This is a genomic window from Rufibacter sediminis (genome assembly GCF_014269285.1).
In the GTDB taxonomy this organism is placed as follows: Bacteria; Bacteroidota; Bacteroidia; order Cytophagales; family Hymenobacteraceae; genus Nibribacter; species Nibribacter sediminis.
Map to the genome: position 1 here is coordinate 151,824 of NZ_JACOAF010000004.1, position 25,216 is coordinate 177,039.

A 25,216-nucleotide genomic window follows, 5' to 3' on the forward strand; every position below is an offset into this window, starting at 1 on the left:
AGGAGCGTTTTGAGCCTGTTTTCTGAAAAAAAGCCCAAAACTTGGGCCCAGACACTCGCAGATCCTCCAGAAACTCCGAGGTCTTGTTTCCCTTTCTGGCGCGAGTCTCCAGACTCGTGCCTACGGATGCCGGGTAGTCTCCGGACTATCCTCGCTGCTCCGCAGCGAAAGTGGGGATGCGTGTGTTCTCCAAACTTCTGGTACTCACCTTTGTTTCGACCCCATCTGGAAAGCATATGGCATAATGTAATGAAGATTATTTTTTGAATTTTATACATATAAACTAGTACTTTGTAAATGGAAGTTCGTAGTAGAAGCATCGGTCCATCTTCTTCTGCCTATGCTCCAACTGCTACGCTACAGCTTAGTGCTGACCTTTTTATGTCCTTCTTTTTTCGCCCAAGGCCAAATCAATAACGCCGCCGTGGGAGCCAGAGCCGTCAGTCTGGGCGGAGCGGGAGTAACCTTGCCGGATGTCTGGGCCCTGAGCAACAATCCGGCGGGCATTGCGGCTTTGAAGCAGCTGGAGCTGGGTGCCTACGCCCACAACCGTTTTTCCCTGAAAGAGCTCACCACGGTAGGTTTGCTGGCCGTGTTCCCAACTGTCCGATGGGGCACCCTTGGGGTGGACGTGCAGCGGTTCGGGGGAGACTTGTACAATGAGCAGCGGCTGGGCATTGGTCTGGCGCACCAGTTGGGCGTAGTGCGCTTAGGTTTTAAGGCCGATTTGCTGCAAGTAAGGGTAAAAGAGTGGGGCAGCCGCAAAGCCGTGGCGTTGAGCATGGGCCTCCAGTCTGAGGTGGTGCCGGGGCTCACGTTTGGGGCGCACATCTACAACCTGAACCAAGCCAAACTCGCCGAATTTGAAGACGAACGGGTGCCTACCGTCATGAAAATCGGGTTGAGTTACCAGGCCGCCGCCAAAGTGCTGCTGGTGCTGGAAGCCGAAAAAGAACTGGAGTACCCCACGGCGGTCAAAGTCGGAATTGAGTACCAACTGCTCCCGTCGCTGCACCTGCGCACCGGGTTCAACACCGGCACCCGAGCCGGCACGGCCGGCGTAGAGGTCCGGTTCAAGCAGTTTCAGGTGGCCTATGCCCTGGGCGCGCAGCACCAGTTGGGCCTCAGTAATTACTTGTCGGTGGGGTATGTCCTGAAAAAAGAGCAGCAGCCATGAGACGCTGTTTTGGGCTTGTTTTCCTGATACTGGGCTTAAAACAGGTGGCGAGTGCCCAGGAAGTGCCGCGCCCGGCCATAGATGTGGAGCTGTTGGTGCAGGAGCTCTTCGCGCAGCAGGACGATGAAAACACTGTCACGCACGAAGATATGTACGAGACCCTGCTCCAGTACTACCGCCAGCCGCTGGACCTGAACCGCGCCTCCCGCGAGGAACTCCGCAGCCTTTTCCTCCTCTCCGAAGGCCAGATTTCCGCGCTCCTCCAACATATTCAGGACAACGGCCGCCTAGTGAGTTTGTATGAACTGCAGGCCATTCCCGGGTTTGATTTGCTGAGCATCCGCAGGGTGTTGCCGTTCGTGACCATCCAATCGCTAGGACAGATAGGCCAACGACCTTGGCGCGAACGCCTGAAAAACGCCGATACCCATTCACTGCTTCTCCGCTACGACCGCACGGTGCAGGAACGCCGCGGCTACACCCCGCCCGAGGGCCGGTCCACTACCCGTTACCTGGGTTCTCCGGATAAATTCCTTTTCCGCTATCGCCTCAGCCAGCCGCGCGATTTCAGCTTTGGCGTCACCGCCGAGAAAGACGCGGGCGAGGCGTTCACGTGGAACCCCGGCCAGCGGCGCTACGGCTTCGATTTTCTTTCGGCGCACGCCCAGCTGTATGACCGAGGTGCGTTCAAGACCATCGCCATGGGCGATTACCAGCTTCAGTTCGGACAGGGTTTGCTGCTGTCCAGCGGCCTGAGCGTGGGCAAAGGCAGCGAAACCATTACCACCGTTCGGCGCAGCCAACTGGGCATCCGGCCGCACACGTCTACCTTGGAGTCTAATTTCTTTAGAGGCGCCGCCGCTACCCATCGCTGGCGACGGCTGGAAACCACGCTTTTCTATTCCAACCGGCGGGTGGATGCCTCAGCCGGCGATGCCCTGGCGGAGGATAGTACGTTGCTGGCACTGGGAGGCTTGCAGACCTCGGGCCTGCACCGCACCCCCACAGAACTGGCCAACCGGGAACGGGCGCGGGAGCAGGTGCTGGGCGGCGACGTCACGTACCGGAATCCAACGCAAACCTGGAGTCTGGGGCTTACGGCGGTGCGCACGTCCTTTGATGTGCCGCTTCAGCCGCGTCCGCAGCCGTACAACCTGTTCGCGTTCAGCGGGAGCCGCAATACGGCGCTGGGGCTGCACTACAGCTATCTGTGGCAGAACTTCAATTTCTTCGGGGAAACGGCGCGGTCTGGTAACGGGGGCGTGGGCACGGTGAACGGCGCGCTGGCGAGTTTATCGGAGAAAGTGGAGGTGGCCCTGCTGTACCGTTATTATGCCCGCGATTTCCAGACGTTGTACGGCGCGGCCTTCGGGGAGGCTAGTCGGAACCAGAACGAAAGCGGCCTGTACACGGGCCTGAAGCTGAAACTGAGCAACCGTTGGCAACTGACCGGCTACTATGACCGCTTCGCTTTCCAGTGGCTCCGGTACCGCGTAGATGCGCCCTCTGCCGGGGAAGAGTACCTGCTGCGTCTCCAGTTCATGCCCTCCAAAACCACGCTGCTCTACGGCCAGTACCAATATGAGCGCAAAGCCCGCAACCAAACCGTACCCGGTGAAGCGTTACGGCAGGTCACCGATACGCACGCCCACCGGTACCTGCTGCTCTTGGATGTGAGTCCGGTGCTTGGGTTCCGTTTCCGGTCCAGGGTGCAGGCCAGCCGTTTCCGGCAAAACGGCCCCCGCCGTACGGGCTTTTTCGCGGCCCAGGATGTGAGTTGGGAGCGCCGGAATACCCGCCTCAGCACCCGGTACGCCCTCTTTGACACCGATGATTACGACACCCGCCTCTACGTGCCCGAACAGGATGTGCTGTACGCCTTTTCCATTCCGGTCTTCACCGGCCGAGGCACCCACGTGTACGTCCTGTTACAACAGCGTTTCTCCCTCCACCTGGATTTCTGGTTCAAGCTCAGCCACACCCACTACCGGGGGCAAAACACCGTCAGCTCTGGCCTGGAGCAGATTCAAGGCCCCCAACGCACCGATGTGCGGGTGCAAGCCCGCTATCGTTTCTGACCTGTTTTCAGGAAACGAGGACCAAAACGGGTTTTAGGAAGGGGGAAGTGTTTAGGGAAGCATCTGTGGAGTGCCCGCCACAAACTCCTGCCGCGGAAAAGGAGCGGGACTGTAAGTAAAGGTGGCGTGATGCTGGTTTGTCAAAGGCGTACACTGAAATTCGCAGGAAGGCATGAGGCTCGCCAGTATAAGCGTGTACAGCAACGTAAAGCAGAGGACAGATAGCTGGTTTGGGAGAGAAGGCACATGCTTAAGAGCATGGTTTTTTTTACCTTCCAACTATGCTCTTAGGGTAAGTGAACGGTTGAAGCCAACTCTACTGGGGTGCCTGCTACAAAATACGAAGTAGGTAAGGGCTGTGGGTCAACTTGGTAAAGATAGATACTTAAAGATTGAGGCAGGGCTACAATTTGGTTTCGGTCAAATGATTTCAGGTGTTTAACACGAAAAGGGAAATGCTCAATGGCAATTTTTCTGGCAGAAATTAGAATGATACTTTTTTGTGTTTCTTGGGCCAATGTTCTAGCCCATTGCAAGTGTTGATAGGGGGTGAGTTTATTATCAATACTTGGGTCTAACTCATAGAAAGTAGTATATCCTCCTCTATATAAATTATAAATCGGTTTCCCTAAATAAGCTCCTGTAGTGGAAGAGGTAAACTCTTGCGTAGTGGCCAGAAAATAGTTGGGATAATATTTCTGAAGGAAGCTGGCAGATTCTTTTCCCGGATAAAAAGAATGTTTGTAATCCATGCTAACGGCATACAGGCCTGCTAAAAACTGCGTGAAGGTTGCTCCCAGAAGCAGATAATGCAAGGCTCGGGTTTGCCAATTAAAGGAAGGTCCAGATTTAAGGTTTAAGCTTGAAGTGAACGGAATGTAGTGGGTAGCTACCCAGAATAGAGCTACTGTAAACAGAAAGAAGTGAGCGTGATGGCGCAGTGATAATTCAAACCGAAAAGCAAAGAAGTAGAACAGCGCAATAAATAACAGGGTAAGAGCTGCAAAGAGCTTTTTAGGCTTAAATAACACAAAGATCAGAACTGACAAAAGTAATGAAAGGGGAATCTCATATTTGGTTCTTAGAAAAGAGGTATTCCAAAAATCAAACGTAAACTCCGGAACGGGGAAAAAGGCTTGCCAGATTCGGGTGCAGGCCTGCTGGAACTTATAAGGGTCCCACAGATGCGGATGCGCAAACCCAAGCGTATGCGTAATGCTCCAGAAGGAGAAGCCGCATCCAAGTATCCAGAGCGAAATACCAAATACTAATTTTCTTGAGCTAATATTTTGATGATATGGAATGTTATCCCAGAGTCTGAACTTCTCTGAGAATAAAAACAAGCCCATAATTCCTGAGAAGTACAAGCCAAACAGGTGTGTTTGGGCGTTAAGTACTAATAGTAAGATATAAAGGTACCAATGAGAAAAGCGCTTTGGGTAAAAGGCGCAAATCATAAATAATGTGAACAGCTCTGGGGCATACAACCGGCTGATCATTCCATATTCGAACAAGCCATAATATCCAAAGCAAAAGAGAAGCCTTATGATACGGTGAAAAGGTGCATGCCGCAGAAAAACAAAGACAAAGCCAACAGAAAAAAAGAAATGAGTGATTTTAAGGGCTTGTAGGTTATCTGTAAACCGAGTGATTACAAACAGCAAGCTATACCAAAGATTAGGGTGGCCTTCAAATCTTTTGTTGTAAAGGAGATCGCTATAGGAGTCACTGTATAGAGCTAAAAGCCAAGGTTCCGTTTCGTCCACCCATAGTTCATGAAAGGGAAGAAGATATGCTAATAGTAAAGCATAAACCAAGGTGAAAACCAAGGCAAAAGAGTTATCGCTCAGGCGCAGACTACTTTTCATGGGTTGACTGTTCGTGGTACTCCTGTTCGGTGTTCACTTCCCAAAGATTTGCTTTGTCGGTTCTGCCGGCGGCAATGTTTTCCACGGCCAGCATGGCGGTAAGCATGGAATGGTCCTGGTTGTTGTACTTGTGCATGCCGTTTCGGCCCACCAGAAACAGGTTCTCAATGCTGTCCAGAAAGGCTTGCACCTGAGGGAACTCGTTATAAGAACCGAAGTAGGCGGGGTACGCCTTGGGCATTTTGACTACGGTGCCGTCAATGACCTGATCGGCGGAAATGATGCCTAATTTATCCAACTCTTCAATGGCTAGTTGCTGCAAATCGGCTTCTGACATGTGCCATAGGGCATCTTCTTCCTGGCAGAAGTACTCCACACCCAACCAGACTTTATCGGGATCGGTGACCAGGTAGGGGCTCCAGTTGTTGAAGAGTTGCAGGCGACCGGCCTGCACATCGGGTTCCTGGATGTAAATCCAGTTGTCCTGGATCAGGTGATGGTCCTGCGTCTGGATAGCTAGTTTGTGCAAGAGTAAACCCACGGATATAAAATTCCGGTAGGGGAGGTGTTCTGCAATCTCCCGCACCTCGGCGGGTACCACGTCACCTAAGGCCCGGACCAGGCTCCGGATGGGCATGGTGGAAATCACGTAGGCAGGTTCTATCTGGTGCGTGGCCCCGGTGGAGACTTCCTGAATAGTGGCCGAGGTGATTTTGTTTTCTCGTACCTCCAAGCCCACTACTTTCTGCTGCATGTGCACCTCGCCACCACGTTCTTGGATCTGGCGAGTAACGACTTCCCACAGGTGCCCCGGGCCTAGCTTAGGGTACAGGAACTGCTCAATCAAAGAGGTTTCTGTTTTCTTCTGGGTGAAATCGGCCGAAGGCGAAAAGAACTGTTGCCGCAGAAAGTGTTTCACCGCCTGCGTGATGGATAAGGCTTTGATGCGCTGCGCGCCCCACTCGGCACTGATCTGCTGACAGGGTACGCCCCACACTTTCTCTGTGTAGGCCTTGAAGAAGGTCTGGTACAAATGCTTGCCAAACCGATTGATAAAGAACTCCTCCAGGTTTTTTTCTTCCGGAATAGGGCGTACCACCTGCTTCAGGTAACTGAACACCGCCTTGGTGGACCAGCCTATGCCTAACTGGGAAAGGGTGCCCAGCGAAAACGACAGCGGGTAGTCAAAGAACTTCCGCCGAAAGAAAATACGTGACTTCCGCTGGCGCAACAGCATGACATTGTCTCCCGCTATTGGGTCCGCGGCCGAAACCATAGGAATGGATCTGCTTTTCCCTTGGTAGTTCAGAGCCCCGATGGTCTGTCCCGGTTCTAGCTGCAGCGGCAGGATAGAGAGCCACCAGTCCATCACCCGGTCAGATTTGGAGAAAAAACGATGCCCCCCAATGTCCATGCGGTTGCCTTTGTAGTTGATGGTAGCGGAGATACCACCAATCCGGTCCGTGGCTTCCACCACGTAGGGATGCACTTGGGTCTGTTGCAGAAATTCATGGGCAGCCGTTAAGCCAGCCGGACCAGCTCCAATGATGAGAGCTGTAGGGAGAGATGACATAGAAGCAGTATAAGCTTCTCAAAGATAAGGCGCAAAAGGGGTTCTGCCAAAGTTGTCAAAATGTATGCACCGCCAGAAGAAAGAGCAAGAGCACAGGAAGGGCGCCGTGCTTCTTGGCCTAATAGAACTAATTGATCCCGTTTAGGGCCTGTTTTCGGGGAAATAGCCTCTAAATAGAGCGGATGTGTTCACTGAATTAGCGCTCATACTGCTGCAACGCGTGGTGATCTGGCCTGATCTCCGACTGATGAGGCGGCCCTGTCACCCATTCCAGATGGTAGCACTTCAGAAACACCGCTTCCGTTTCTTGCATTTGCGTTAGCTCTGGGACTTGGCTCCGGCAAGAGAAATCCCGGCCGGTGCACGACTTCCTGCTTCGGCACGCCTCCTAGACCGTTCAGGCGAAGCGGCCCGGCATAGCGCTGGGGAAGTAGTTGGGGAGGGGCTTGGAATGAGAGGAATACCAGTGCTATCATGGCGCCAGGGGTTCTGCTGGAGTGCTTGGCGTGTAGGCTGTGGGAGAGGAGGTGCAGGAAGTAGTTCGAGCTACATGTACTGGAAAACAGAAGCTCATCCGATAGCGTTTCAGGCCTGTTTTCCAGAAAACAGGCCTGAAACGAACATCCTTGTGAAAGTCAAACTCCTACGATAGCGCTTCGGCGCTCCAGCAGGTATGTGTCGCGCCATTGGCCGTTCAATTGACCCAGCCGCTCCCGCAGCCCCACTACCCTGAATCCGCATTTCTGGTGCAGGGCTACGCTCGCTTCGTTCTCCTTCAGAATGCCGGCCTGTAGGGTCCAGATGCCATTGGCTTCCGAAGAGATAATCAGTTCTTGGAGCAGTCTCGGCCCGATGCCTTTCCCGCGGTAGTTTTCTCCCAGGTAAATGCTGACCTCGGCCACGCCGCCGTACACGCATCTTCCGGAAACGGGACTCAAAGCAGCCCATCCGGCCACGTTTCCATCAGGGGCAAGGGCCACAAGACGGCTGTGGGAGAGGTGCCCCTCGTTCCATTTCTCCCATGCTGGGGCAGAGGTCTCCAGGGTGGCGTTCTGGGTGGCAATGCCTTGTTCATAAATGGATTTCACCTGAGGGTAATGTTTTGCTAGAAGCGGTTGCAGGGAAATTGACGTGATGGTTTCCATATACAGGTGTCTAAAATGGGGCTAACGTGCGCTTGACAGCGTTCAGCAGGTAATGAAGCAGCGGCGGCGCTCTCCTGCTACACTCTGCCGTAGGTAGTGGCCTCACCAAATGTATAAAATGTTTCCCATTCCACGCCTTTAGACTAGCTTCTCTGGTTTTATACACATCTCAATCCAGTTGTGTCAGTTTCTAGACAGTAAGGCATTCTCATTTTTAGCTTGTTTTTAGGTAATTGTGCTAAAAGCATTGGAGGTGTTTTGCCGTCTTCTTGCTATATGTATCATCAGGAAAAGGTGTTTTATGCATCCCTTTTGGATGTTGTGGAAAAATAAACTACCTGTTAAGCAGAGGCGAGGCAAACAAAATGCTAAAATTATTAGTAAAATTGAACCGAGAACCTGTTTATGTAACGCCTTGACCTATGCTTGTAGAAGAACTGTACGCTGCCGAAGTTGACTTTGCCGCTTTTGAGATGCCTCTTTACGGGACCTTGGTGCCCGCCGGCTTTCCATCGCCCGCCGATGATTACCTGGAGGCGCAATTAAATTTACACAGCTACCTTATTCCTCGACCCACAACCACTTTTTTGGTAAGAGTGAGTGGGGAGTCTATGCTGAAGGCGGGTATCCGGTCCGGTGATCTGTTGGTGGTGGATCGTTCCCTGAGGGCCACCGACCAACGCATTGTATTGGCGGCCTTGAACGGAGAGTATACTGTGAAACGCTACTGTGAACAAGGTGGAAAACGGTTTCTGAAAGCCGAGAACGATCTGTACCCCACCATTGAGCTGAGGCCGGAGGATGATTTTTCTATTTGGGGAGTGGTGACCTCGGTGGTGCATCAGTTTTAGAAAGGAGAGAGATGTTTGCGCTGGTTGATTGTAATAACTTCTACGTGTCCTGTGAGCGGGTTTTTGATGCCAGTCTCCAGGGGAAGCCGGTGGTGGTCTTGTCCAACAACGATGGCTGCATTATTTCCCGCTCGCAGGAGGCCAAAGATCTGGGCATCAAGATGGGGGAGCCCTATTTCAAGCGGAGACGGTGGCTGGCCGAGCAGGGTGTGCGGGTCTTTTCTTCCAATTACACGCTCTACGGCGATATGTCTGGGCGGGTGATGGAAGTCTTGAGCAATTTCACGCCGGAGTTGGAGGTGTATTCCGTTGATGAAGCTTTCTTGCGGCTAGATGGTTTTCTGCAGCAGGATCTGCTGACTTATAGTCAAACCATTCAGGAGACGATTGGGCGCGGACTGGGCATTCCGGTGTGCGTGGGAATCGCGCCTTCCAAAACGCTGGCCAAAATGGCAAACCATTTGGCCAAGAAAAAGCGACAGCAAAGTGGCGGCGTATGGATCATTAGCACGGAAGAGGAACGGGAGCAGGCATTAAAAGACGTGTCTATTGGAGATGTGTGGGGAGTAGGCCGGCAATACGCCGCCCGATTGCAGGCTGCTGGCGTGCAGACCGCCTGGGACCTGACGCAGCGTAGCTCAGATTGGGTGCGGCAACACCTGGGTGGTGTGGTAGGGGTTCGCTTGCTGAAAGAACTGCAGGGAAAACCTTGCGTGCAGACGGCGTTGTTGCAGGATAAGAAAAGTATTGCCTGTACCCGGTCCTTCGGGAAGCCGGTGCAGGACTTGACCCAATTGCAGGAAGCGGTGGCCACCTACGCCACGCGGGCGGCGGAGAAACTTCGGCGGCAGAAGTCAGCGGCCGGGGCTGTCACCGTTTTCATCCATACCAGCCGGTTCGCGCCGGTGGAGCAGTATTTCCGAAGCATCACCCTGGAGTTACCGGTCGCCACAGATTCAACTCTGGAGCTGGTGCAGTTGGCAGTAGATGGAGTGAAGAAAATCTTCCGGCCTGATATCCAATACGCCAAAGCCGGCGTCATCCTCACGGAGCTGGTGCCGGTCCAAAGTATCCAAGCCGATTTGTTTCAGGTGCCTACGGTGGTGGAACACAAAGGACTCATGAAGGCAGTAGACCATATCAACCAGACTTGGGGCAGCGGTACGGTAGTGCTGGCTGCTGCAGGGGGGCAGCAAGAATGGCAGATGTTGAAAGGCATGCGCTCACGCCGGTTTACCACCCACTGGAATGACCTGCTCTGGGTGAGATGTTAGCTGTTTTGGTGGTGTTTTCCCTAAACTAGCCCAAAACGGCAAGCTGGCGCGGAGGCTTAGAGCCTAGTCTGAGACATTGGTGCTGTTTCGTGGTTCCCCTATTCCTGCCGTAAACGTCCGCTTTATCTAGTTTCGTTTTTGGCTCGTTTTAGCAAAATCATACCAAAAATGAGACTAGATAAAGCGACACAAGCCCACGTTAAGACGAGATGATCATCAGTTTCATCGTCAGGTTAGCTGACGTGAGGAGATTAGCCCCGGTCAGGTCAAGTGCCGCAAATTGAAGGAAATAGGCTAGGCTAACCTGCGTAAGAGTAGGTTAGCCTAGCCTGTATGAAAATGCCAGAACTTCTGTTGTGCTGTGCCTTCTTCTTTTCAGTGTGCAGCATAAAGAACTCAGACATACAGCATGCCTTTGCTCTCCTTCGCGTGCGAGACGAAGTCCTTGACCTGCTGTTCGTTTTTGCGCTGGCAGATCATCAGAACATTGTTGTGCTCGGCTACTATGTAATCCTGTAAGCCCTGGATGACGACCAGTTTGTTCTGCGGGGTTTTGATGATGCAGTTCTGGGTGTCATACAACATGATCTCGCCATCCACTACATTGCCCTCAGGAGTTTTGTCGGCGATGCTGTAGAGCGAGTTCCAGGTGCCCACGTCTGACCAACCTAAATCCCCCAGGATCACGTGCACGTTTTCGGCCTTCTCCATGATGCCATAATCAATGGAGACGTTGCGGCAGTGGGTGTAAGCTGAGTCTATGAAGGATTCCTCCTCAGGGGTGTAAAACGAGGTGCTTCCTTTCTCAAAGAGATCGGCTACGTCTTTCAGGTGGGTTCTGAAGGCCTTCAGGATAGAATTGACGTTCCAGATGAAAATGCCGGCGTTCCAGACAAAGTCCCCGCTCTGTAGAAATCTCTGGGCTGTTTCCAGGGATGGCTTCTCGGCGAAGGTTTTTACTTTCTTGGAGGGAGTGGCGCTGTCTGAGTCATATTGGATGTACCCGTAACCAGTATCTGGCCGGGTAGGTTTAATGCCTATCGTTACCAGAATATCTTCCTGGCAGGCGACTTCCAGCGCTTGCTGCACGCACTCCAGAAAAGCCTGTTCCCGTAAAATCACATGGTCGGCAGGGGCTACCAGTATGTTGGCCTCGGGGTTCTTCTGGGCTATTTTGTAGCAGGCATAAGCAATGCACGGGGCGGTGTTGCGGCCAATAGGTTCCTGCAGGATTTGCTCGTCATTTAAGTCTGGAAAATGCTGTTGCACTAGTTCCTTGTACTCTCTATTAGTAACGATGTAAATGTTTTCTCTCGGGCAGATGGTGGCAAAGCGTTTTACCGTGGTCTGAATCATGCTTTCCCCAATGCCTAGCACATCATGAAACTGTTTGGGGTAATTATTTCTGCTGAAGGGCCAAAACCTGCTGCCAACTCCGCCAGCCATCACAACCACATATGTGTTCTCGGGTAAACGTTTCATATAGTAAACTGTAATTGAGATTTAGAGATGATGATGCCTTATGAAGCGAAACAAAGTTACACTTGTATAAGCAATATCCAAAATAATATTTAATTTATTAAATTATGTAATGCAAACGTTGGAAAAGAATAGATAATTACGAATTTTAAAGGTATGGATTAATTTTGTTATGTGATTTTCAAAAAATGTACCATAATTCTATGGGTGAACTTGTCTGAAATATAGAAGCATTGTAACTTTTTTTGCCTTTGATTAGAATAAGGGTATGTTTGTAGGAAGAAATCCTAAGGATAATCTGTTTTTAGTTCTATTAAAATATAATTCTAAGACATTTGTTATGAGAATCGCAGTAGTAGGAACGGGGTATGTGGGCCTGGTGACGGGCACTTGTTTTGCCGAGGTGGGCATTGATGTGACGTGCATCGACGTGAACGTGAAGAAGATCGAGGACCTGCGGCAGGGTGTCCTGCCCATCTACGAGCCGGGGCTGGAGGAGATGGTGCTCCGCAACGTGGAGAAGGGGCGCCTGCACTTCTCCACGGACCTGGCCTCGGCCATCAAGGGCTGCGACGCGGCCTTCATCGCGGTGGGCACGCCCCCGGGGGAGGACGGCTCGGCGGACCTGAAGTACGTGCTGGGCGTGGCCCGGGAGATCGGCCAGCACATGGACGAGTACCTGGTGGTGGTGACCAAGAGCACCGTGCCGGTGGGCACGGCCAAGAAGGTGAAGCAGGCCGTAACTGAGGAGCTGGGGAAAAGAGGCTCTGGCCTGACGTTCGACGTGGCCTCCAACCCCGAGTTCCTGAAGGAGGGCGCGGCGATCGACGACTTCCTCAAGCCGGATAGAATTGTCATCGGGGTGGAGTCTGAGCAGGCCGAGGAGGTGATGCGCCGGCTCTACAAGCCGTTCCTGTTGAACGGGCACCCGATCATCTTCATGGACGTGCCTAGCGCGGAGATGACCAAGTACGCGGCCAACTCGATGCTGGCCACCAAGATCAGCTTCATGAACGACATCGCCAACCTGTGCGAGATCATGGGGGCGGACGTGAACATGGTGCGCCGCGGCATCGGCTCTGATTCCCGGATCGGCAACAAGTTCATCTACCCGGGCATCGGCTACGGCGGCTCCTGCTTCCCCAAGGACGTGAAGGCCCTGATCAAGACGGCGGCGGAGAACGGGTACCAAATGCAGATCCTGCAGGCGGTGGAGTCAGTGAACGAGAACCAGAAGGAGGTGCTCTTCAACAAGGTGATGAAGCACTTCGGCGGAGAACTTGCTGGGAAAACGTTTGCGCTGTGGGGGCTTTCCTTCAAGCCCAAGACCGACGACATGCGCGAGGCTCCTTCACTGGTGATCATCGAGAAGCTCCTGGCCGAGGGGGCGAGCGTGAAGGCGTACGACCCGGTGGCCATCAAGGAGGCGAAACACATGATCGGGGAGAACGACAGGGTGGAGTACGCCAAGGACGAGTACGAGGCCCTGATCGACGCCGACGCGCTGCTGATCGTGACGGAGTGGCCCGAGTTCCGCTCGCCCAACTTCCAGGTGATCGGCAAGCTGCTCAAGAGCAAGGTGATCATCGACGGGCGCAACATCTACGAGGCCAAAGAACTGCAGGAGCAGGGCTTCGCATATTATGGCATCGGGGTGCGGGAGGTGCAACCGGTAATCGAAATGACGAACTAAGGATGGGTAAAGACAGAAAACGCGTATTGATCACCGGCGGGGCCGGGTTCCTGGGCTCGCACCTGTGCGACCGCTTCATCAAGGAGGGCTGCCACGTGATCGCCATGGACAACCTGATCACTGGTGACCTTAAGAACATCGAGCACCTCTTCAAACTGGAGCAGTTCGAGTTCTATAACCATGATGTCTCCAAGTACGTGCACGTGCCGGGTCATTTAGATTATATCCTGCACTTCGCCTCGCCGGCCTCGCCCATCGACTACCTCAAGATCCCGATCCAGACCTTAAAAGTAGGGTCATTAGGAACACATAATCTACTTGGATTAGCCAAAGATAAGGGTGCTCGAATTCTGATCGCCTCCACCTCGGAGGTGTACGGCGACCCGGAGGTGCACCCGCAGGTGGAGGAGTACTGGGGGAACGTGAACCCGGTGGGGCCCCGGGGCTGCTACGACGAGGCCAAGCGCTTCCAGGAGGCCATCACCATGGCCTACCACACCCACCACGGGGTGGAGACCAGGATCGTGCGGATCTTCAACACCTACGGCCCGCGCATGCGCCTCAACGACGGCCGGGTGCTGCCGGCCTTCATGAGCCAGGCGCTCAGGGGGGAGGAGCTCTCCATCTTCGGGGACGGCTCTCAGACGCGCTCCTTCTGCTACGTGGACGACCTGGTGGAGGGTATCTACCGGCTTCTGCTGAGCGACTACCCTCTGCCGGTGAACATCGGCAATCCCCATGAGATTACCATAAAGGAGTTCGCCGAGGAGATCTGCAGGCTGACGGGCGTGGAGCTCAAATTAGGCTATCAACCGCTTCCGGAGAACGACCCGCAGAAAAGGCGGCCCGACATCTCCAAGGCCCGCGAGATCCTGGGCTGGGAACCCAAGGTGTCCCGTGGGGAAGGGCTCAGACGCACCCTGGAGTACTTCAAAGAGCACGTGGAGTCCGCGCCCGTCGAGGCCAAGGTGTTCTAAGGCTTCAAAAATTTCTTTTTTTAAACTTATAGTTATAATTGAATTGTGGAGTAATTGTAATCTTATATTTTGGTGTACCGACGCACCTTTTTTTACACAATAGCTGCCAACTGAAGTAACCACAGCATAAGCAATTCTAAATAAAGTGAAGCACTAAAATCTTAAGGGCTTTCCTCTTTAGAGATTCAATAAGGTTGTTTTAAGTTTAGGAATTGTACAATTAAAGCACCACTTAAAATTAAGTGAGTTGTTGTAAAATAATTTCAACCTAAAGAATGAAGATTTTACATTTTTGTGATCAGTTTTCCCCCTTGTCAGAGACATTTATTTATGATCTGATTGTGCAGTTGGAAGAAACAGGTGTTGAGAACACCATTGTGACTAATAAAAGGTTAAACGAAAATGAGAGACCCTTTGATAAAGTTGTTGAAGTTCCTAAATACAAAAAGAATCTGGTAGAAAGGTTTGTTTATAAACTCCAAGTTGTTTCAAGACTCAAATCAAATGTAGCTATTGAATGGGGAATAGTAAGGAACGCTATTGCTGATCAGCACCTAGTTGAAAAGGCAGATGTAATTCATGCTCATTACGGGCCGCAAGGGTGTGCTATTTTACCACTGGCACAAGCTTTTAATAAACCTTTGGTTGTGTCTTTTCATGGATTTGATGCTTTTCAAATTTCAAAAGATCCTTTTTGGTTCAGACAATTACATATTCTCTTTCAGGGTGCTTCTATCATTACTGTTGTTTCTAAGATGATGAGGGAGCACCTGATCACATTAGGTTGCCCTGCAAGCAAATTGAGAGTGATCCATGTTGGTAAACAGATTAATAACTATGCTTTCAAGCCTCCAGTTGATAAAAAAATAAGGGATTTTATCTCTGTTGGCCGTATGGTGGAGAAAAAAGGTCACATAGACGGTGTGAAGGCAATTGAGCAGTTACTTAATAAATACCCTGACCTTTCCCTAAAAATTATAGGAGACGGACCCTTATTAGAAGAGGTAAGGCTTTATGTTGAGCAGCACGCACTGAAGTCACATGTGCACATTTTAGGTAGCGTAAGCCATGCAGAGACCAAGCGCCAATTCTATGAAGCAGATGCATTTCTTCTTTGCAGTAAAACGGCAAGCAACGGTGATATGGAGGGTGTTCCTACCGTACTTATGGAGGCCCAGTTCTTAGGATTGCCTTGTGTTTCAACCAAGCATTCTGGAATTCCTGAAGTGATACCTGAAAATAACCAGTGGCTCCTGGCAAATGAGGGAGATGTAGATTCTATTTCTAAAGCAATTGAAGCGTTGTTAAATGCACCATATGAAGTAGTGCACACTGCGGCGGTAGAAGCCAGAAGGAAAGTAGAGGTTGAATTTGATCAATTCAAAGAGGCTGAAAAACTAAAAGAAATTTATCTAAACATACGGAAGTAGAGAAATCTTATGAAAGTTATTATTTCAAATGCTGTTACCTTAAATGGTGGTGATGCTGCCATTTTAGAGGCACTAATTACGGTAATCAAAGAGACATACGGAGGAAATACAGAATTTATTGTGTATGATAATAATCCAGAAGTTGCTTCAAAATACTATACCAATATTAACTATAGAAAATTAATCTATTTAAAATATAAAAAAACTTTCTCTGGAAAACTGGGGTGGCGCTTTTCCAAGTTCTACCACTATGTTGCTTTAAAAAGGTTGATGCTGGCTGCAAAGCTTTATTCCTCAGGAAAAGAAAGTGCAGCTTATGCCTTGCTGTCAAAGCAGCAAAAAGAAGATTTTGAAATATATAGAACCGCAGACTTAGTTGTATCTACAGGTGGAACCTTGCTTGTGGAAAATTATGACCTCCAGCCAAGGTTCTATGATTATTACTTTACCTTGGCTTTGAAAAAGCCTCTAGTGTTTTTTACCCAATCTTTAGGACCTTTCAAGAAACCAGAGAATAAGAAGCACATAAAAGAAATCTTTAATCAGGCAAAAATGATTCTCTTAAGAGATGAGGCTTCTTATAATAATCTTAAAGAGATTGATGTAGATGTATCAAAAGCACACGTTTGTGCTGATGTTGTTTTTGCCGTTGCGGAGCCCCAAGATCTGGAGGTTGCAAAGAAGAAGGAGGTGAAACAGCCGCCCAAAGTAGCAATCTCAGTGAGAGATTGGCCTTTCTTTAAAAATCGATCAGTAGAAGAGGGGACCGCATTGTACTATAGCTCTGTAGCTGCCATCTGTGAATATGTTGTGAAGAACTTAGGTGGGGAAGTAGTTTTTATTTCTACTTGCCAAGGTATCAAAGAATACAGAACTGATGACTCAAAAGTTGCTGCAGAAATTTATGAAATCTTGCCTTCTGAGGTGAAGCAGCGAGCTTCTGTTAATAGCGATTTTCATACTCCAGAGGAATTGAAGATAGTTATGGAAAAATTTGATCTAGTGGTATCAACTAGAATGCATTCTGCGATTCAGTCTTTATCAATAGGTATTCCAGTATTGCCCATTGCATATGAGTTTAAAACCAAAGAATTGTTCAGTAAACTTATTGACCGTGATTTAATTTTAGATATTGAAACCATTACACCAGAATCATGTGTAGAGACATTCAAAAGATTTTTGGCGTATATGCCTTCAAATAGAGAAAGCTTGTTTGAGAAGGTTGAGGCTGAGCGAATCTCGTCATTGAAGCCTGTAGGTTACTTAAAAAGGGAAGTTTCTCTTTAGGGTTTTGCATATTAAAAATAAAAAAAGTTGGTATCCAATTCTAAAATAATCAATGGGCTGAAGTGGAGTACTATTTCTCAACTAGCAGTCCAAATTATACTTTTTGTTATAGGTGTTGTTCTAGCCAGATTGCTTTCGCCACTTGACTACGGATTGATTGGAATGGTGCTGGTATTTACTGGGTTTGCTTCTATCTTCATTGATATGGGGTTGGGTTCAGCTTTGATTCAAAAGAAAGATGTACAGCAAATCCATATTAATACAGTCTTTTTTATCAACCTTGCGGTTGGAGCATTACTCACAATACTTATGTATTTTGGGGCTGATTTTATTGCTAAATTCTATACAGAACCTAAACTAACGCAAATTTCAAAGGTTCTTTCTTTTAATTTCTTCCTAAGTTCCCTTAGCTCCGTTCAAAGGTCTTTAATATCGAAATCCCTGGACATGAAAAAGCTTTCCCAAGTAGATATAGGAACCAATCTGCTAGCTGGGGCTATCTGTATTTTACTTGCATATCTCGGCTATGGGGTGTGGAGTTTGGTGTGTAACTATTTGATAGTTAATCTAATAAGTGCTGTGTTTGTTTGGAGTTTATCCCCTTGGAAACCGCGGCTACAATTCAGTAAATCTGCTTTCAGAGAGTTGTCTGGATACAGCGGTAATTTATTAGGCTTTGGCATACTTAACTATTGGGTTAGAAATTTAGATAATTTGCTTATTGGGAAATACGTAGGCACTAGTGCTTTAGGTGTGTATACAAAAGCCTATTCACTCATGTTACTACCAATTACTCAAATAACTTCTGTAATATCAAGAGTAATGTTCCCTGCTTTATCTGCTATGCAAGATGACAAGGAAAAAGTAAGAAGTGTGTATCTTAGAACTATTGGAATCATAGCTTTCATCACTTTCCCATTAATGGTAGGGCTGTTTGTGGTGGCAGAATATTTCATTCTCACTGTTTATGGTAAAAAATGGATTATGGTGGTTCCTATTCTTAAAATCTTATGTGTGGTTGGCCTAGTGCAGTCTGTTACTACTACTACAGGTTGGATCTTCAACTCCCAAGGTAAAACCAATATCCAATTTAGATGGGCTATTTTTACTAGTATTTTTAGGTGTGTCTCATTTGTAATAGGGTTGAGGTGGGGAGTTCTAGGGATTGCGAATACCTACATGATTGGGACTTTAATACTTATGGCCCCATCTCTTATACTTGCTGGAAATGTAATAAACTTGTCTTTTAAAAATATGACGAAAGCATTGCTTCCTATCCTCTTTATTTCAGTATTTATGGGAGTATGTGTGTATGGGCTAAGATTGCTGTTAAGTAATCTAAATCTCCACCATATAGTTTGTCTGGTAATATTGAGCGTCTTTGGAGGAGGCATTTATGTTGCACTAGCCATTGGCTTTAAGACGCAGCCATTCAAAGAAATGCTAGCACTTTATAAAAAGAAAAAATTTGTTCCTGTGTAGAATTTATTTTTTTTAAAATTTGCATTAAATATCTAAAACGGTTTTCTCACAAACTAGATGCTCATGAAATATGATTTAGCCGTAGAGCGGGAGAAGATGATTGCACAATTTTACACTAGGGATTATATATTAGTTTGCACTGTTTGCATATGAAAAAGTTAAGCATTGTCATTCCTACTTACAATAGGGGCGGTAAAATCAAAACAACCCTAGACAGTTTAAAAGCTCAAACTTTTACTGATTTTGAAGTAATTATAGTGAATGACGGCTCAACAGATAACACAAGAGAAGTCTTGGATAATTTGAGTCTTCAGTATGCATATGCCATTCAAGTTATACATCAAGAGAATCTTGGAAGATCTGGGGCTCGCAATTCTGGCTTTGCAGCCGCCACGGCTCCAATTGTAGTTTCTTTTGATGATGACATGAGGTTAGAACCCCAATGTCTAGAGGAGCATTATAAGCACCATCAGGCACTACCAGGAAGTATACAAGTAGGTGAGGTAAAAGAAGACCCTAATTTAGCTGAAACAGATATCCAAAGGTTTTTGGCACATGTGCGGGTTGGATGGCTAAAGGTGTTACATGAAGCAGAGATGCCAATGAGAAGGGAGAATACATACATCACTTCTGCTAACTTTTCAATTAGTAAATTGGATTTTGACAGAATTGGCGGCTTTGATCCTCGATTGCGGGCAATTGTTGATTATGACCTTGCTATGAGAGCCACTGTTCTGGGCATTCCTATCTATTACAACAAGAATGCCTTTGCATGGCATGATGACTTTATTTCATGCAGGCCATACATATTGCGAAGAAGGCAGGGTACAGAAAATGAGAAGTTATTGATGTCTCTCAAACCAGAATTGGTGTCTATGTTTCACAGGTATAAAGAAGATTCACCTGCTGGAATAAAGTTATTTATCTACTCACTTCTAGGTAATAAGCTTTTGGTGGATAGTATTGATAAATACAATTTCTTCCAGTGGCTACTTCCTGAAAAAATACGATATAAGCTTTATGCCGCAATTATTACATCATTGGCAAAGTATTTTCCTGAAAGACCTATTTGATTTTCTTTGATGAAAGAAAAAGCTAACAATAAAATGACTTGTTTTATAAATAGGGGTAAAAAGATAAAAAGTGTCTGAATTTTAAACAACTCTTTATTTTGAATTCATTCATTTAGAACAAATTTCATTAAAACGTATGCATAGTTAAAGACGTATTTTATGTGTTTGTAAAAAATATGTCAATAATTCAATGTCATCAATAGAATCTATATTTACCCCTTCCTCCATTTCATAAGGGAGGGTATTGCTGTTTATAAGGTTACCTGTTGAAAGTAAATATTCAACTTTTACAATATAAACTGCACCATTTAGCTTATAAATTGGTGGTAGTAATTGGCGAGGTAGTTCGGATGAAGTATTGTCAAGAAAACTAAGTAAATAGCCCTCAGGAGATATTATTTTCAGTTTATAAGGGTGTGGTTCAATCAAACGAGAAACTGACACAACTCCACTGGCGTTCTGATTTGTATGAAGTATTTGAAGCATATTTGTTATATCACTTGGTTTACGAACGGGAGAGGTTGGTTGCAATAACAGGACTAGATCATAGTTATATCCTCTATGTTGGAGAGAGGTAATCAAATCAATGAGTACATCTGCTGTTTTTGCTATATCAGAAGATAATGTTGAAGGCCTTAACCCTAAAGATCTTGCTCCAGCTTCTTTTGCGATTGCTTCATATACAGGAGAGTCAGTGCTAATGAAGATATCAGTTACTTCAGGGCATTGTTTGGCTGTTTCAATAGCATAGGTTAAAAGTGGTTTTCCGTTGATAGGGTATATATTTTTATCTTTGACTCCTTTTGAGCCACTTCTAGCAGGGATTATAGCTAATATTTTCATAGTGTATATATTGTGGAGTGACCAATTTCAGAATGAATACAAATATAGATTGCATTTTTATGTTTCCTTTAAATCCTGATTGACAAAAATGAACAAAGTAGAAGTCATAGTTGAGATTGGTCAAGCCCATGATGGAAGTTTAGGCATTCTCCATTCCTATATAGATGCCGTTGCTTCTAGTGGAGCAGATGTGATAAAATTTCAAACGCATATTGCTGAAGCAGAAAGTAGTTTACAAGAGCCGTTTAGGGTAAAGTTTTCTTATGAAGATGAAACTAGATTTGATTATTGGAAAAGAATGGAATTTACAATTTCCCAATGGGAAGAAATTAAAAATCATTGTGAATTAGTCGGATTAGAGTTTATGAGTTCCCCTTTTTCATTAGCAGCTGTAGATCTTCTGGAAAATTTAAACGTAAATCGCTATAAAATTGCATCTGGTGAGATTAATAATTTATTAATGCTTGAAAAAATAGCCAGAACAGGTAAACCAATTATATTATCATCTGGAATGAGCTCTTTTTCAGAGTTGGAGAAAACAATTGAGTTTTTAAAGCCATTTGGCAATGAGCTTTCCATTATGCAATGTACTACAGCATATCCTACCGCTCCAGAACAAGTAGGCCTAAATGTCATTAAGCTAATGCAAGAAAAATTTAGGTTGATGACAGGTTTATCTGACCATTCAGGTACCATATTTCCGTCGCTAGCTGCTGTCACTCTAGGCGCTTCTTTAATAGAAGTACATGCTGTTTTTCACAAAAAGATTTTTGGGCCAGATACTATCGCTTCCCTTACGATTGAAGAATTAACAGAACTTGTTAAAGGAGTAAGATTCATTTCTAAGGCGATAGATAATCCAATAGACAAGAACGAAAATGGACAGTTTGTTGAATTGAAGAAAATATTTGAGAAAACTTTAGCAGTTAATAAAAACTTGACCGTTGGACATATTTTGACTCAAGATGATTTAGAAAGTAAGAAGCCAACTAATTGTGGATTGCCGGTAAGTGATTTCAAGCGTGTGATAGGGAGAAAATTAAAAAAATCTTTAAATAGATACGATTTTCTTAAAAAGGAAGATTTAGAGAATGAATAAGAGAAATATATGTGTTGTTATTACAGCTAGACCAAGTTACAGTAGAATTAAGACTGCATTATTAGCTATTAAGGAGCATCCAGAATTGAATTTGCAATTAGTGGTTGCAGCTTCAGCGCTTCTTGAGAGGTATGGAAGTGTAGTTAAATATATTGAAGAGGATGGATTAGAAATTACTAGAAAGATTTATACTGTGCTGGAAGGAGAGAACCTTATTTCTATGGCTAAGACCACAGGGATTGGTATTTCTGAATTGGCATCAGTTTTTGATGATTTGAAGCCTGATATAGTGGTAACTATAGCTGATAGATATGAAACTATCTCCACTGCTATCGCTGCTTCTTATATGAACATACCCTTAGCCCATATTCAAGGGGGGGAGGTGACTGGTAACATAGATGAAAAGGTGAGACATGCAATAACAAAGCTTGCAGACCTTCACTTGGTAACTACCTCTATGGCTAAGGACCGTGTTATTAAAATGGGAGAGAATCCTGAAAATGTATTTGTAACAGGTTGTCCTTCTATTGATTTAGCCAAGGAGATATATTTAGATCCCGAATTAAATTTTGATCCGATTTTTAAATACGGTGGTGTTGGTGCTAATATTCAAGTAAAACCAAATAATTATTTGGTGGTAATGCAACATCCAGTTACTACCTCTCATGAACGTGCTCAAGAGGAAATAAATGCTACTCTTGAAGCTGTTTTAGAATTGAATTATCCAACAATGTTATTTTGGCCTAATGTAGATGCTGGATCAGATGGCACCTCTAAAGCAATACGTGTTTTTAGAGAGAAAAATCTTTCAAATAAAGTTCATTTTTTTAAAAATATGAGTGGTACCGATTTCCTCCGAGTTTTAAATAATAGCTTATGTCTGATTGGAAATTCTAGTGTTGGAATCAGGGAATGTTCCTATTTGGGTGTTCCTGTTGTGAATTTGGGTAATAGGCAAAATCGGAGAGATAGAGGCCAAAACGTTATAGATGTTGGATATCACAGCGAAGAAATAATAAAGGCTGTAGAAGAGCAAATTGCTCATGGTAAATACGAGAAAAGTTCTATTTATGGTAATGGCAATGCTGCTGAAAATATAGCAAATGTTCTTGCAACAGCAGTTTTGAGTATTGAAAAAGTTTTAATGTATTGAATACTTATGTCTTAAATGTATTGGTTTTTAAGTGTAGAATCTCTCTTTGATATAATAGTATAATGGGTGTACAGGTAGCTGTATTGAGTAAAAGTTAATGAAGCAGAGAATATTAGTTGTAGGTGATTATAGTAGAAAAGACTTTTTGAGTTTGTTTGATAGTGTAAAGGACTGTCTTGAGCTTTACTTTATTGAATTTGCGCATGAAAATGAAAGTAGGAATAATTATTACCAATCCTATGGTAAAGGGATATTCTGGAAGGATTATTCCAGTGCCTATGATTTATTAGATATAATCAAACCTGGGAAAGTTCTTTTCTTTTTTATTGAAAGCTTTAATCATGTTGCATTGAATGTAGCTTGTAAATCCAAGGCCATACCAACTTTTCACTTGGAGCATGGCCTTAGAGATTATAATATAGTGGCATTAAAAGATCAGGCAAGAAAGCAATCAATTGCTTTATTAAATAAACAAAAAAGTGATAAAAATAAAAACGATATAATCAAAAATTTTAAGAAGAGGGATAGGATTTATAATTCTTTATTCTTTATTAATACATTATTGCGATCTAATCTAAGGTTAGCTAAATTCTTGTTTCAATATTACCTAATAAGGAAGAGGAATAATATATTTGATACTTTCAAAAAAGTTAACTCTAGTTTAAGATTAGCGAATACCTATATTTCTTTTAGTCCTGCCATATTTGAAACTCATAAAAGATTAGATCATCTGGAAGATGATCATAATGTCATATATATAGGGGTACCATATTTTGATAAATATTATCAAGCTTACAAATCTTCTAGGAATATTGAGGGGAAAGTAGCAATTTTTGTAGATCATCCGCACGTGACTCAAGGCTCTTTTGGCTGGACTAAGGAAAATAAAGAGGTTTTTATTTATAATTTAGTTGTTGCATGTAAAGAATCAGGGTACAGGTTATTGGTAAAATCTCACCCCCTAGGGGTAGTAGATAAAGAATGCTGGCTGCAAGTAGCAGGCGAAGACAAAGAAGTAGAGCTGATAGATGATTCTACTTTAGAGCAGGAGATTTCATCTGTTTCTGTAGTGTTTGGTTTTTTCTCCACCTTACTTATGCCTTTGGCAGCACTTCCACATACTGTTGTTTTTACACTAGAAGTGCATCCGTCTCTCATAGGAAAGGGGGTTATTTTGTCTGAATTCTTGGTAAATAGTGGGGTTAGTTATCCGGTTTTGAATGTTCATGATCTGCCAAGTTTGCTTCATAATATAGATTTTTATAAGACAGCTCAGAGGAAAAATAAAAATTATTTCGTTGAAAAATGGATGTATAAATTCGATGGAAATGCCAATGAAAGGCTAGGTAGTGTGTTATTAAGTACATGATGAGTTTAAAATTAATCAAGTCCTTTTCTATTTATACAATTGCTGGTTTTTTTGGTACAGGGGCTAATTTCTTTGTTTTACCTATTCTTTCCAGGTATTTGACTGCTATTGACTATGGTGTACAATCAATTTTTAATTCTTATGTATTGATATTAGTCCCTTTAATAGGTTTGGTATCTTCTGGTTATTTAACTGTTGAATATTATCGAGTCAAAGATAAGAAGGAATATGCTTCATTATTTTCTTCAGTCCAGTTTATCCCTGTTCTGCCCTTTGTATTGCTTCTGCTAGGGGCAGTTTTGTTTTATAAACCTTTAGGGAGTTTGCTTGAGATTCCATCTGGCTCTGAGCATATGGTATGGATGATAGTTGTGCTAGCATTGTTAACGATTTATATTGATAGCTTTTTCTCTTATCTGGTTATAAGAAAGAAAGCAAACCATTATTTTGTATTCAATGTGTCTAAGACTTGCGTGGAAATACTTTTTACACTTCTTCTCGTAGTTAAGTATGAAATGGGATGGCATGGTAGAATATATGCATGGCTTCTTGCAAATGTTTTGTATTTTCTAATTACTATTATTTATTTCTACAAGGAGGATCTGCTGACTTTTGATTTTAAAAAGAAATACTACATTGCTGGTATACTTTATGGCTTGCCATTAATTCTTCATACAATTGGTAAGTTTGTAATAAGCCAATCTGATAGAATCTTTATTGCAAATATATTAAGTATTGCAGATGTTGGGTTCTATAATATGGCAGTTCAGATTTCAAGTCTACTTCTTATTTTTGTTAATATTTTCCAAAAAATTTATACTCCGTTTGTATTTGAGAGACTAGTTGAGTTAACTGTGAGTAAAAAAATACAGATTATACAATTAAGCTACGCTTTCTTAATCTGCTTGTTATTTGGGCTGTTTCTTGTTACCCTTCTTAGTCCTTTTCTTTTTGGAACGTTTATAGATGTAAAGTTTAAAGCTTCAATTCCATATATCTTTTGGATAACTTTAAGTTATGTTTTTTGGGGATTATATATAGTTTTTTCAGCTTTTATATACTACTACAGGAAAAGTCTATATATGGCCTATATAGCTGTTGTAAATATTGTGACAAACCTAATATTTAATTATTTCTTAATTAAAAAATTTGGGGTAGTAGGTGCTGCTTACGCTACTAGCATATCTTATCTTATTACTTTAATTTTGGTATTTTATTATTCAAATAGGTTGCTGCCCTTGCCTTGGTTCTCTTTTAATTTTATTTTTACAAAGAGTTTTGTTCAAAAGAAAGCTTGATGCGGAATGTGTCTAAGTTTGATTTTTTTTTATGTTGTCAAAGTATAAAGTGTTTTTTCTTTGACCA

Annotated in this window: 19 protein-coding genes; 14 read left to right on the top strand and 5 right to left on the bottom strand. The window is 45.1% G+C overall.

Annotated elements, in window-relative coordinates; genetic code table 11:
- The first annotated feature begins 340 nt into the window (after positions 1–340).
- Both H7U12_RS02295 and H7U12_RS02300 read left to right on the top strand, forming a co-directional pair.
- Complete coding sequence (locus tag H7U12_RS02295; RefSeq protein ID WP_186632237.1) at positions 341–1,177, top strand: PorV/PorQ family protein; 837 nt, start codon at positions 341–343, stop codon at positions 1,175–1,177.
- Positions 1,174–3,255 carry a ComEA family DNA-binding protein gene (locus H7U12_RS02300; RefSeq protein ID WP_186632241.1) on the top strand — a complete coding sequence of 694 codons (2,082 nt, stop codon included), beginning with the start codon at positions 1,174–1,176 and terminating at the stop codon, positions 3,253–3,255. Before H7U12_RS02295 ends, H7U12_RS02300 begins: the two co-directional genes overlap by 4 nt.
- Positions 3,256–3,542: 287 nt before the next feature.
- Here the strand turns inward: H7U12_RS02300 and H7U12_RS02305 are convergent, their stop codons facing one another.
- The 3 genes from H7U12_RS02305 to H7U12_RS02315 form a co-directional block, all read right to left on the bottom strand.
- Complete coding sequence (locus tag H7U12_RS02305; protein WP_186632244.1) at positions 3,543–5,123, bottom strand: hypothetical protein; 1,581 nt, start codon at positions 5,121–5,123, stop codon at positions 3,543–3,545.
- Positions 5,113–6,696 carry an NAD(P)/FAD-dependent oxidoreductase gene (locus tag H7U12_RS02310; RefSeq protein WP_186632249.1) on the bottom strand — a complete coding sequence of 528 codons (1,584 nt, stop codon included), beginning with the start codon at positions 6,694–6,696 and terminating at the stop codon, positions 5,113–5,115. The genes H7U12_RS02305 and H7U12_RS02310 overlap by 11 nt, the downstream gene beginning before the upstream one ends.
- Positions 6,697–7,331: 635 nt before the next feature.
- On the bottom strand, positions 7,332–7,841 hold the full coding sequence (locus H7U12_RS02315; protein WP_186632252.1) for a GNAT family N-acetyltransferase: 510 nt from the start codon (positions 7,839–7,841) through the stop codon (positions 7,332–7,334).
- Between the two features lie 422 nt (positions 7,842–8,263).
- On the opposite strand from H7U12_RS02315, the gene H7U12_RS02320 reads away from it, so the two are divergent.
- Positions 8,264–8,692: a LexA family protein gene (locus tag H7U12_RS02320; protein ID WP_186632255.1), complete on the top strand. Its 429-nt coding sequence runs from the start codon at positions 8,264–8,266 to the stop codon at positions 8,690–8,692.
- An 11-nt stretch (positions 8,693–8,703) separates the two neighbouring features.
- Positions 8,704–9,966, top strand: coding sequence for a Y-family DNA polymerase (locus H7U12_RS02325; protein ID WP_186632258.1), 1,263 nt, complete (start codon positions 8,704–8,706; stop codon positions 9,964–9,966).
- 396 nt (positions 9,967–10,362) lie between these two features.
- On the opposite strand, the gene H7U12_RS02330 is transcribed toward H7U12_RS02325, so the two are convergent.
- Entirely contained in the window at positions 10,363–11,448 is a 1,086-nt protein-coding gene (locus tag H7U12_RS02330; protein WP_241749055.1) for a mannose-1-phosphate guanylyltransferase, read from the bottom strand.
- A 337-nt stretch (positions 11,449–11,785) separates the two neighbouring features.
- Between H7U12_RS02330 and H7U12_RS02335 the strand changes: the two genes are divergently transcribed.
- The 6 genes from H7U12_RS02335 (at position 11,786) to H7U12_RS02360 (ending at position 19,387) form a co-directional block, all read left to right on the top strand.
- Positions 11,786–13,138, top strand: a complete 1,353-nt coding sequence (locus H7U12_RS02335) for a UDP-glucose dehydrogenase family protein (protein ID WP_186632261.1) — start codon at positions 11,786–11,788, stop codon at positions 13,136–13,138.
- 2 nt (positions 13,139–13,140) lie between these two features.
- Positions 13,141–14,115: a UDP-glucuronic acid decarboxylase family protein gene (locus H7U12_RS02340; RefSeq protein ID WP_186632264.1), complete on the top strand. Its 975-nt coding sequence runs from the start codon at positions 13,141–13,143 to the stop codon at positions 14,113–14,115.
- Between the two features lie 275 nt (positions 14,116–14,390).
- Positions 14,391–15,545 (top strand): glycosyltransferase, encoded by a 1,155-nt coding sequence (locus tag H7U12_RS02345; RefSeq protein WP_186632267.1) that lies wholly within the window; start codon positions 14,391–14,393, stop codon positions 15,543–15,545.
- Between the two features lie 9 nt (positions 15,546–15,554).
- The gene (locus tag H7U12_RS02350) at positions 15,555–16,832 is read left to right on the top strand and encodes a polysaccharide pyruvyl transferase family protein (RefSeq protein WP_186632269.1); all 1,278 of its coding nucleotides are present in this window, start codon (positions 15,555–15,557) and stop codon (positions 16,830–16,832) included.
- 27 nt (positions 16,833–16,859) lie between these two features.
- Complete coding sequence (locus tag H7U12_RS02355) at positions 16,860–18,314, top strand: MOP flippase family protein (protein ID WP_186632272.1); 1,455 nt, start codon at positions 16,860–16,862, stop codon at positions 18,312–18,314.
- A 149-nt stretch (positions 18,315–18,463) separates the two neighbouring features.
- On the top strand, positions 18,464–19,387 hold the full coding sequence (locus tag H7U12_RS02360; RefSeq protein WP_186632275.1) for a glycosyltransferase family 2 protein: 924 nt from the start codon (positions 18,464–18,466) through the stop codon (positions 19,385–19,387).
- Between the two features lie 144 nt (positions 19,388–19,531).
- Here H7U12_RS02360 and H7U12_RS02365 read toward each other — a convergent pair whose 3' ends face one another.
- Positions 19,532–20,230, bottom strand: a complete 699-nt coding sequence (locus H7U12_RS02365; RefSeq protein ID WP_186632278.1) for an acylneuraminate cytidylyltransferase family protein — start codon at positions 20,228–20,230, stop codon at positions 19,532–19,534.
- Positions 20,231–20,318: 88 nt separating this feature from the next.
- Here H7U12_RS02365 and H7U12_RS02370 point away from each other — a divergent pair, with 88 nt between their 5' ends.
- The 4 genes from H7U12_RS02370 to H7U12_RS02385 all read left to right on the top strand — a co-directional run bounded on the left by H7U12_RS02370 (position 20,319) and on the right by H7U12_RS02385 (position 25,149).
- On the top strand, positions 20,319–21,329 hold the full coding sequence (locus H7U12_RS02370) for an N-acetylneuraminate synthase family protein (RefSeq protein WP_186632281.1): 1,011 nt from the start codon (positions 20,319–20,321) through the stop codon (positions 21,327–21,329).
- Positions 21,322–22,482 (top strand): UDP-N-acetylglucosamine 2-epimerase, encoded by a 1,161-nt coding sequence (gene neuC, locus H7U12_RS02375; RefSeq protein ID WP_186632284.1) that lies wholly within the window; start codon positions 21,322–21,324, stop codon positions 22,480–22,482. The genes H7U12_RS02370 and neuC overlap by 8 nt, the downstream gene beginning before the upstream one ends.
- A gap of 97 nt (positions 22,483–22,579) precedes the next feature.
- On the top strand, positions 22,580–23,851 hold the full coding sequence (locus H7U12_RS02380) for a polysialyltransferase family glycosyltransferase (protein WP_186632287.1): 1,272 nt from the start codon (positions 22,580–22,582) through the stop codon (positions 23,849–23,851).
- Positions 23,848–25,149, top strand: coding sequence for a lipopolysaccharide biosynthesis protein (locus tag H7U12_RS02385; RefSeq protein ID WP_186632290.1), 1,302 nt, complete (start codon positions 23,848–23,850; stop codon positions 25,147–25,149). The genes H7U12_RS02380 and H7U12_RS02385 overlap by 4 nt, the downstream gene beginning before the upstream one ends.
- Positions 25,150–25,216: the final 67 nt, after the last annotated feature.

What these genes read in the sequence shown, in the direction of transcription:
- H7U12_RS02295 (WP_186632237.1), top strand. Translation starts at nt 341, where the DNA reads ATGCTCCAACTGCTACGCTACAGCTTAGTGCTGACCTTTTTATGTCCT.
- H7U12_RS02300 (WP_186632241.1), top strand. Translation starts at nt 1,174, where the DNA reads ATGAGACGCTGTTTTGGGCTTGTTTTCCTGATACTGGGCTTAAAACAG.
- H7U12_RS02305 (WP_186632244.1), bottom strand. Translation starts at nt 5,123, where the DNA reads ATGAAAAGTAGTCTGCGCCTGAGCGATAACTCTTTTGCCTTGGTTTTC.
- H7U12_RS02310 (WP_186632249.1), bottom strand. Translation starts at nt 6,696, where the DNA reads ATGTCATCTCTCCCTACAGCTCTCATCATTGGAGCTGGTCCGGCTGGC.
- H7U12_RS02315 (WP_186632252.1), bottom strand. Translation starts at nt 7,841, where the DNA reads ATGGAAACCATCACGTCAATTTCCCTGCAACCGCTTCTAGCAAAACAT.
- H7U12_RS02320 (WP_186632255.1), top strand. Translation starts at nt 8,264, where the DNA reads ATGCTTGTAGAAGAACTGTACGCTGCCGAAGTTGACTTTGCCGCTTTT.
- H7U12_RS02325 (WP_186632258.1), top strand. Translation starts at nt 8,704, where the DNA reads ATGTTTGCGCTGGTTGATTGTAATAACTTCTACGTGTCCTGTGAGCGG.
- H7U12_RS02330 (WP_241749055.1), bottom strand. Translation starts at nt 11,448, where the DNA reads ATGAAACGTTTACCCGAGAACACATATGTGGTTGTGATGGCTGGCGGA.
- H7U12_RS02335 (WP_186632261.1), top strand. Translation starts at nt 11,786, where the DNA reads ATGAGAATCGCAGTAGTAGGAACGGGGTATGTGGGCCTGGTGACGGGC.
- H7U12_RS02340 (WP_186632264.1), top strand. Translation starts at nt 13,141, where the DNA reads ATGGGTAAAGACAGAAAACGCGTATTGATCACCGGCGGGGCCGGGTTC.
- H7U12_RS02345 (WP_186632267.1), top strand. Translation starts at nt 14,391, where the DNA reads ATGAAGATTTTACATTTTTGTGATCAGTTTTCCCCCTTGTCAGAGACA.
- H7U12_RS02350 (WP_186632269.1), top strand. Translation starts at nt 15,555, where the DNA reads ATGAAAGTTATTATTTCAAATGCTGTTACCTTAAATGGTGGTGATGCT.
- H7U12_RS02360 (WP_186632275.1), top strand. Translation starts at nt 18,464, where the DNA reads ATGAAAAAGTTAAGCATTGTCATTCCTACTTACAATAGGGGCGGTAAA.
- H7U12_RS02365 (WP_186632278.1), bottom strand. Translation starts at nt 20,230, where the DNA reads ATGAAAATATTAGCTATAATCCCTGCTAGAAGTGGCTCAAAAGGAGTC.
- H7U12_RS02370 (WP_186632281.1), top strand. Translation starts at nt 20,319, where the DNA reads ATGAACAAAGTAGAAGTCATAGTTGAGATTGGTCAAGCCCATGATGGA.
- neuC (WP_186632284.1), top strand. Translation starts at nt 21,322, where the DNA reads ATGAATAAGAGAAATATATGTGTTGTTATTACAGCTAGACCAAGTTAC.
- H7U12_RS02380 (WP_186632287.1), top strand. Translation starts at nt 22,580, where the DNA reads ATGAAGCAGAGAATATTAGTTGTAGGTGATTATAGTAGAAAAGACTTT.
- H7U12_RS02385 (WP_186632290.1), top strand. Translation starts at nt 23,848, where the DNA reads ATGATGAGTTTAAAATTAATCAAGTCCTTTTCTATTTATACAATTGCT.